The sequence below is a fragment of the Rhodoferax sp. genome (assembly GCF_011391645.1).
GTDB lineage: Bacteria > Pseudomonadota > Gammaproteobacteria > Burkholderiales > Burkholderiaceae_C > Rhodoferax.
This window is the reverse complement of the sequence record NZ_JAABQC010000125.1, coordinates 1-6916: the sequence shown is the minus strand read 5'-3', so window position 1 is coordinate 6916 and position 6916 is coordinate 1. Positions and strand designations below refer to the sequence as shown.

Below are 6916 nucleotides of genomic sequence, written 5' to 3'. Positions count from 1 at the left end.
GCAAGGAGGCGGTGACTTACCCCAGCGCGGCGCTGGAACAGGCGCTGGGCCGCACGCTGGGCGTTCCAGTTTTTCAGGAACAGGTGATGCAGGTCAGCATTCTGGCAGCCGGTTTCACCCCGGGCGAGGCCGACGGTTTGCGCCGCGCCATGGCCGCCTGGAAACGCAAGGGCGGGCTGGAGAAATACTACAACCGCATCGTTGACGGCATGACCGCGCGCGGCTACCAAAAGGAATTTGCCGTGCAGATTTTTGAGCAGATCAAGGGCTTCAGCGAATACGGTTTCCCGGAGTCCCATGCCGCCTCGTTTGCCTTGCTGGTGTACGCCAGTTGCTGGCTCAAACACACCGAGCCCGCCGCCTTTCTGGCCGCCATGCTCAACTCCCAGCCGCTGGGCTTTTACTCGCCCAGCCAGTTGGTGCAAGACGCCAAGCGCCACGGCGTGGAAGTGCGGGCGGTGGATGTGATGTTCAGCGCGCTGGATGCCACGCTGGAGGACTTGCCCCACACACCGGCCGTGCGCCTGGGCCTGGGCCTGATTGCCGGGCTCAAGCGTGCATCCGCCGAGCGCATTGTCGCTGCGCGGGCACAAGAGCCCTTTGAAAGCGCAGAAGACCTGTCACGCCGTGCCAACCTGGAACAGCACGAGATGAAATTGCTGGCCGCAGCCGATGCACTGGCCAGCCTGTCGGGGCACCGCCGGCAACAGGTCTGGGACGCTGCGGCCTTGCATGCGCCACCCCTGCTGCTGCGCGATGCGCCGGTGGAAGAGGAACTGCTTGAGTTGCCCGAGGCCCCCGAGGGCGAGGAAATTGTGTTTGACTACGCTGCCCTCGGGCTCACGCTCAGGCGCCACCCCATGGCGCTGCTGCGACAACGCTTAAGCGCCATGCGTTTCAAGTCGTCGCAAGCCTTGCGTGAGCTTCCCAATGGCCGACTGGTGCGGGCCTGCGGCATCGTGACGCTGCGGCAGCAACCGGGCACCGCCAAGGGCGTCGTTTTTGTGTCGCTGGAAGACGAGCACGGCAGCGTGCAGGTCATCGTCTGGAAAAGTGTGCGCGAACAACAGCGCCAGGCATTGATGAACGCCAAACTGCTGGGCGTTTACGGCACCTGGCAGCGCGAAGGCGAGGTGCGCAACCTGATCGCGCAGCGCCTGGTGGATTTGACGCATTTGTTGGGGCAACTCAGCGCGCCCAGCCGGGATTTTCATTGAAGCCCCTGATACAAGCCTGATTCAAGAAAACCACGAGCGGGCAACTCCGGTAAGCCCGAGAACCTTCAAATCCCGAGGTTTGCGCCTAACCGCTGCCGCTGGCGCTACGATCAGCCACCTGCCATTCACACACCTCCATGAAAACTCCGGTCTTTGTCCAGTTGCATCGCGACAGTGCTGAACACATTCGCCAGGAGCTGATCCACGGCTTGACGGCCGATGCGCAGCCCGGCGGAGCCACGGTGTCACCCAAGTTTTTATACGACGCGCTGGGCTCGCGGCTGTTTGAAGCCATCACAGAACTGCCCGAGTACTACCCGACGCGCACCGAGGCGGCCATTTTCAGAGTTCACGCCCGGGCCATGTCCCAGGCGGTGCCAAAAGATGCCACGCTGATCGACCTGGGCGCTGGCAACTGTGGCAAAGCCGCTGGTTTGTTTGGGGCGTTCTGTCCCAGGCGCTATGTGGCGGTCGACATCTCGGTCGATTTTTTGCGCGCCACCCTGGACATGTTGCAGCGTCAGTACCCGTCGATGGAGATGGTCGGCATCGGACTGGATTTTTCACAGGCGCTGGATTTGCCGGCCGAGCTGGGCCAACCCGGTGCTGGCCCAAGGGTGCTGTTTTACCCAGGTTCGAGCATCGGCAACTTCTCCCCAGCGCAGGCACTGGTCTTTTTGCGCCAGGTGCGCGAGGCTTGCGGCCCGTTGGCAGGCAGCGGGCTGCTGATCGGCGTGGACCTGGTCAAGGATGCCACTGAACTCGAAGCAGCCTATGACGACACGCTGGGCGTTACCGCCGCCTTCAACCGGAACCTGATCTCCAACGTGAACCGGCTGGTGGGCACAGATATGCGGCTGGCCGACTGGGCGCACCTGGCGCTGTTTAACCGCCTTGAGTCGCGCATCGAGATGCACCTGGTGGCGCAGCGCGACCTGACCGTGCGGTGGCCCGGCGGCCAGCGCGCCTTCAGCCGGGGCGAGCGCATTCATACCGAGAACTCCTACAAGTGGACCGTGGCAGGTTTCTCAAAGTTGCTGCTTGAGGCGGGTTTTGCCGAGCCGCTGGTGTGGACCGATGCGCCCACAGCAGACGCCGGCCGCTTTGCCGTGATGTGGGCCGGTGCCTGAATCATGACTTTTTTACCCTGCGCAGCTTCTGAAGCCCGCCAAGATGTCGTTACGTTCAGACGTGAAGTAATTTCGGTAGCGCGGGTGCGCCATGCGCGCGGACGTGGCCCGGCTGGCGCCGCGCAGCACCGGCCGGTCGCCAAACCAGGGAGCAGAATAGTCAAGGTAGGGGTGGGCCTCAAAACCCGGATAGGGATTGAAGGTGCTGGCGGTCCATTCCCACACCTCGCCCCAGTGAAAATCGGGGCGGGTCATGGCAGCCCGCTCCCATTGCGCCTCGCTGGGCAACTGGCGGCCGGCCCAGCGGCACCAAGCTTCGGCCTCGAAATAACTCAGGTGGCAGGCGGGCGCATCCGGGTCCAGTGCTTGCCACAGGCCAAAGCGGCATTGCTCCCAGACCGGCGCACCCCGAGCCTGGGCGACCTGGCGCAAATAACGCGGGCTGCCTTGGCCTTGCAGCCACTGCCAGCCCGGCCCGGACCACCAGCGTGCGTCGGCATAGCCACCCTCCTCCACAAACGGCAAATAACGCCGCCACGCCACCGGCTGGTCGTCAATGGCATAAGCGGCCAACTGCACGGCGTGCGGCCCCAGTTCGTTGTCAAAGGCAAAGCCCCGATCAGCATAGCCCAGCAGCCAGTCACCGGCCGCGAGTTGGAGCGACTGTTCCGGCCCGATGGCTCGCGCTGGCTCATCGCCCGACAACGCTGGCGCCAGCGCAATACCCAGGGCCTGCGCCATGTAAATGGCGGCTTCGCCATGCATGTCTTCATGAAACAGGGCCAAGCGGTAGAAATACAAAGCGGCATCGTCGGCAGCCTCTCGCGCCAAAAAAGCCAGGGTCTGCTCCAACGTGGCCTGCAGGTAAGCCCGGGTCGCCTGCAAGCCGGGCAGAGGCAAGTGCCAGCGGCTGGCGTGCGCCACCCGACTGGAGTTGTAAAGCGTGTCGGCCTGCGGCAAGAGCGACGGGCGTCGCGCCGCCTGCGGGTCAGCCTGCACCCCCAGACTGCGTTGCGGGTTGCGCGCCAGCCAGAACTCCTGAAACCAGCCAATATGACCCAGTTCCCACAACGGCGGGTTGAGTTGCGGACTGCAGGGCACGGTCAGCAACGGCCCGAGTGCCGCCTCATAAGCGTCCAGCAAGGCCAGCGTGCGCGCGCGACTCGTCTGCAGCGCGTTCGCCAGCGAATGGGGGCTGGAAGTGCGCGCCGCCTGGGCGGGCTGCCAGATTTGCAAAGCTGGAATCGACTCGGGGAGCATGACTGATGGCCTCGGTGAAGAAACAGGTGGTGATTGTGAGCCCGGCGCTGGCGGATGCCAACAACGGCAATTGGCAAACCGCAAGGCGCTGGCAAAAATTCCTGCAATCGCCCGCTGCCAGCGGCCCCGCATTTCGGTCGCGCATCGTGGCCGAATGGCCCGACGGCCCGGCAACAGCACACGACAGCTGCATGATCGCCCTGCACGCGCGGCGCTCGGCGGCCTCAATCAGCGCCTGGGCACAGAGCCGTGGCAGTGGCTCTGAACTGCAGCCGGTGCCCGGTCTGGCAGTGGTGCTGACCGGCACCGACCTGTACCGTGACATCCAGACCGACCCGCAAGCGCAGCGGTCCTTGCAGTGGGCGCAGCGCCTGGTGGTGTTGCAAGACCTGGGTTTGGCAAGTTTGCCGTTGGCGCTGCAGCCCCGCGCCCAAGTGATCCTTCAGTCAACGCCAGCGCGGCTCAGCCTGCCCAAATCGACGCGCTTGCTGCGGGCGGTGATGGTGGGCCACTTGCGCGAAGAAAAGTCACCGCACACCCTGTTCGCGGCCGCCCGCCTGCTCACACCGCAAGACGCCATTCACATCGACCACATTGGTGCGCCACTGGATGCTGCGCTGGCGGCACAGGCGCAGGCCACCGCCGACGCCTGTGCCGGTTACCGCTGGCTGGGCGCCTTGCCGCACGAGGCCACGCGCCGGCACATTCAGCGCGCGCATGTGCTGGTGCACACCAGCCGCATGGAGGGTGGCGCCCATGTAGTGATGGAGGCAGTGCGATCGGGCACGCCAGTGCTGGCCTCGCGCATTGCCGGCAATGTGGGCATGCTGGGGGCGGACTACGCGGGTTACTTTGAATGGGACAATGCCTCGCAACTGGTTGAACTGCTGCGCCGCTGCCAGCATGACGCCGCTTTATATGCACATTTGCAGGCCCAGTGCGCTGCGCGTGCGCCGCTGTTTGCCCCCGAGACTGAACGGCTTGCAGTGCGCCGCTTGGTAACCGGGCTAATTTCGGCAAGTGCATCCGCCTGACGCATGCCGCCACCCTTCAGTTTTTCTGGACACACCCCGTGATGCAACACCCCACCCAAACCATTGCCAGAGACATCGTGCTGATTGGCGGCGGCCACAGCCATGTGGTCGTGCTCAAGCGCTTTGGCATGCGGCCCGAGCCCGGCGTGCGCCTGACCGTGATTTGCACCGACGTGCACACCCCGTATTCCGGCATGTTGCCCGGATATGTGTCAGGCCACTACGCTTATGACGACGTGCACATCGACCTGGCCCGCCTGGCCGTGTTTGCCGGGGCCCGGTTGTACCGCGACGAGGTGGTGGGCATTGACCGCGCGGCTGGCAAAGTGCTGTGCCGCAACCGCCCGCCGGTGGCCTACGACCGCTTGTCGATCAACATTGGCTCGACCCCGCGCCTGAGCGGTGTGGCCGGTGCCAACGAATTTGCCACCCCGGTCAAACCCATCACCCGCTTCAACCAGCGCTGGCTGGCGTTGTTGGCACGGGTGCAGCAGCACGCCCAGGGTTTGCTGCGTATTGCCGTGGTGGGCGCCGGCGCTGGCGGTGTGGAGTTGCTTTTGTCGATGCAATACCGGCTGCGCCAGGAGTTGCAATCGCGCGGGCTTGACCCCGACATGCTGCAGTTTCATCTGCTCAGTGCGGCCAGCAGCATCATGCCCACGCACAACGCGCGGGTGCGCCAGAAGTTCAGTCACGTGCTGGCCGAGCGCGGTGTGCAAGTGCACTTGAATGCCGAAGTGGTTCGGGTCGCATCCGGGCGACTGGTCTGCGCCAGTGGCCTTGAGCTGGACGCCGACGAGATCATGTGGGTCACGCAGGCGGGTGGTGCGCCTTGGTTGCAGTCCACCGGGTTGGTCCTGAATGAGGGTGGCTTTGTGGTTGTGAACGACCAGCTGCAAACCCTCACCGACCCCCATATCTTTGCCGCAGGCGACATTGCCGCCATGCAAAACTACCCGCTGGAAAAAGCCGGTGTGTTTGCCGTGCGCATGGGCCAGCCGCTGGCCGACAACCTGCGCCTGAGCGTGCAGGAGCGTGCCTTGCAGGCCTACCGCCCGCAGTCGAGCTGGCTGGCATTGATCAGCACCGGCAACCGTTACGCGGTGGCCTCGCGTGGTGCCCTGGGCTTTTGGGGTGACTGGGTGTGGCGCTGGAAAGACAGTATTGACCGCAGCTTCATGCGCAAATTCTCTGAGTTTCCAGACATGCAGGCCCGGCCCATTGCGGCGCCCGCCAGTGCGCAGTTTCAGCTCGCCTTGAATCCCGACGAGTCCTTGCAAGCCTTATCCGCCATTGCCATGCGCTGTGGCGGCTGTGGCGCCAAGGTGGGCGCCACGGTCTTGTCCAGGGCGTTGGGTCAATTGCAGGTGGTGCAGCGCGACGACGTCTTGATCGGCCTGCATGACCCGGACGATGCCGCCGTGGTGCGCGTGCCACCGGGCATGGCGCTGGTGCACTCGGTGGATTTTTTTCGCGCCTTCGTCGACGATCCCTACCTGTTTGGCAAGGTGGCGGCCAACCATGCGCTGGGCGATATTTTCGCCATGGGGGCCGAGCCGCAGTCGGCCACGGCCATTGCCACCGTGCCGCCCGGGTTGGAGGCCAAGGTGGAAGACCTGCTGTTTCAAATGATGCGTGGTGCCGTCGAGGTGCTCAACGAGGCCGGTTGCGCGCTGGTGGGTGGTCACACCGGCGAGGGGAGCGAGCTGGCGCTGGGGTTTGCGGTGAACGGACTGATTGACGAGGGCCTGGTGAATGTCACACGCAAAGGTGGCATGCAGCCGGGCGATGTCTTGATTTTGACCAAACCCATCGGCACTGGCACGCTGTTTGCCGCGCACGCCCGGCTGGCGGCCAAGGGGCGCTGGATTGATGCCGCGCTGCAGTCGATGGTGCAGTCCAACCGGCTGGGTGCACAGTGTTTGCGTGAATTTGGTGCCACCGCCTGCACCGACCTCACCGGCTTTGGGCTGCTGGGTCATCTGGTGGAAATGACCCGAGCCTCACGGGTGGATGCCGAGATCGTGTTATCTGCCTTGCCCTTGTTGGACGGTTCGCAGGAAACGGTGGCGGCGGGCATTGTGAGCTCGCTGCAGCCCGCCAACGTGCGCCTGCGCCGGGCCTTGCGCAACCCGGAAGATTTTGTCAGCCACCCGCGTTACCCATTGATTTTTGACCCGCAAACGGCCGGCGGCTTGCTGGCCAGCGTGCCGGCTGATCGGGCTGCTGACTGTGTGGCTGCCTTGCAGGCTTTGGGTTATGGGCACACCTCGAT

At 64.4% G+C, this 6916-nt stretch carries 5 protein-coding genes; 4 read left to right on the top strand and 1 reads right to left on the bottom strand.

Features of this window, described 5'->3' with window-relative positions; all coding sequences use genetic code 11:
• Both GPS82_RS12820 and egtD read left to right on the top strand, forming a co-directional pair.
• A partial coding sequence (locus GPS82_RS12820) for an OB-fold nucleic acid binding domain-containing protein (protein WP_296495338.1) occupies positions 1 to 1217 on the top strand: 1217 nt, incomplete at its 5' end.
• A 137-nt stretch (positions 1218 to 1354) separates the two neighbouring features.
• Positions 1355 to 2347 carry an L-histidine N(alpha)-methyltransferase gene (egtD, locus tag GPS82_RS12815; protein ID WP_296495336.1) on the top strand — a complete coding sequence of 331 codons (993 nt, stop codon included), beginning with the start codon at positions 1355 to 1357 and terminating at the stop codon, positions 2345 to 2347.
• 12 nt (positions 2348 to 2359) lie between these two features.
• Here egtD and senA read toward each other — a convergent pair whose 3' ends face one another.
• Positions 2360 to 3607, bottom strand: coding sequence for a selenoneine synthase SenA (senA, locus tag GPS82_RS12810; RefSeq protein WP_296495334.1), 1248 nt, complete (start codon positions 3605 to 3607; stop codon positions 2360 to 2362).
• Between the two features lie 5 nt (positions 3608 to 3612).
• On the opposite strand from senA, the gene senB reads away from it, so the two are divergent.
• Positions 3613 to 4641: a selenoneine biosynthesis selenosugar synthase SenB gene (gene senB, locus GPS82_RS12805; RefSeq protein ID WP_296495332.1), complete on the top strand. Its 1029-nt coding sequence runs from the start codon at positions 3613 to 3615 to the stop codon at positions 4639 to 4641.
• Between the two features lie 41 nt (positions 4642 to 4682).
• Positions 4683 to 6916 (top strand): selenide, water dikinase SelD (selD, locus tag GPS82_RS12800; RefSeq protein ID WP_296495330.1); only part of this gene is annotated, 2234 nt, incomplete at its 3' end.

Bases quoted from the DNA above. Each gene is read 5' to 3' on its own strand.
- egtD (WP_296495336.1), top strand. From the start codon at position 1,355: ATGAAAACTCCGGTCTTTGTCCAGTTGCATCGCGACAGTGCTGAACAC.
- senA (WP_296495334.1), bottom strand. From the start codon at position 3,607: ATGCTCCCCGAGTCGATTCCAGCTTTGCAAATCTGGCAGCCCGCCCAG.
- senB (WP_296495332.1), top strand. From the start codon at position 3,613: ATGGCCTCGGTGAAGAAACAGGTGGTGATTGTGAGCCCGGCGCTGGCG.